A 1,005-nucleotide genomic window follows, 5' to 3' on the forward strand; every position below is an offset into this window, starting at 1 on the left:
GTGGGAGGGGTGGGGGTGGGTGGTGGGTGCGGATGGAGGTGGCGAGGGTGGAGAGGGCCGTGGTGGTGGTTTTGAGGTCGGAGGGGGTGGGTTCGGGGAGGCCGTGGCGGGAGCGGACCGAGGCGGCGGTGATGGCGTCGACCAGTTGTTCGGTGGCGATGACTGAAGGGAACCAGAGGGCGGCTCGGGTGCTGGCGGGGGGTGGTTCGGCGAGGGTCTGCTGGAGGGTGGTGCGGAGCGTGGTGATGGAGCGGTGGATGCCGCGGCGGTGCTGGGAGCGGGCCGGGTCGTCGGCGAACGCGGTGGCCAGGTAGGCGGCGGAACGGTCGAGGGTGTCGGCGAGGCGGGCGGTGATCTGGACGCGCCAGCTGTCCGGCCACAGGGCGTAACCGAAGACCAGGACGATCACGCAGCCCAGCGCGGTGTCGGCGAGACGGGTGGTGGCCAGAGTGGTGGCGTGCTCGTGGTGGAGCAGATCGCCGAGGACCAGGATCAGCGGGGTGACGGCCGCGGTCTGCATGGCGTAGCTGCGCGCCGACACCAGCGGGACCAGCCCGCCGAACAGGGCGGCGAGCGGGACGGCGGGCCAGCCGCGCAGCACCAGCAGCAGGACGGCCGCGGCGATCGCGACGCCCACCAGCGTGCCGAGCCCGCGCAGCAGCGCCCGCACGAACACCGAACCGAAGTCCGGTTTGAGGATGAAGGTGACGGTCAGCGCCACCCAGTAGGAGCGCGGCACCGTCAGCACGGCCGACGCGGTCTCGGCGAGCCCGACGCAGAGCGCGAGCCGGAGCGCGAACCGCCACGTCGTCCAAGTGAAGATCATCTCTTCGACGGCGTCGGCGAGCCTGACGGGCCAGCGGGCGGGCCGTCCGAGCAGGTCGGGGTCCTCGGGCAGCGGCCCTTTGAGCCGTCGCCGCGCGTAGTCGACGGCCGTGGTGAACGCGGGCTCGTCGGAGACGAACAGGGCGTCGGGCGCGGTGTGCCGGCCGGCGGCGACGGCGT

General features: G+C 73.1%; 1 protein-coding gene. It reads right to left on the bottom strand.

From position 1 onward, the window contains the following. The coding region (locus ACYVE7_RS34620; RefSeq protein ID WP_460370859.1) for an FUSC family protein at positions 1-1,005 on the bottom strand (1,005 nt) is incomplete at both ends.

The organism is Actinocorallia lasiicapitis (assembly GCF_054778695.1).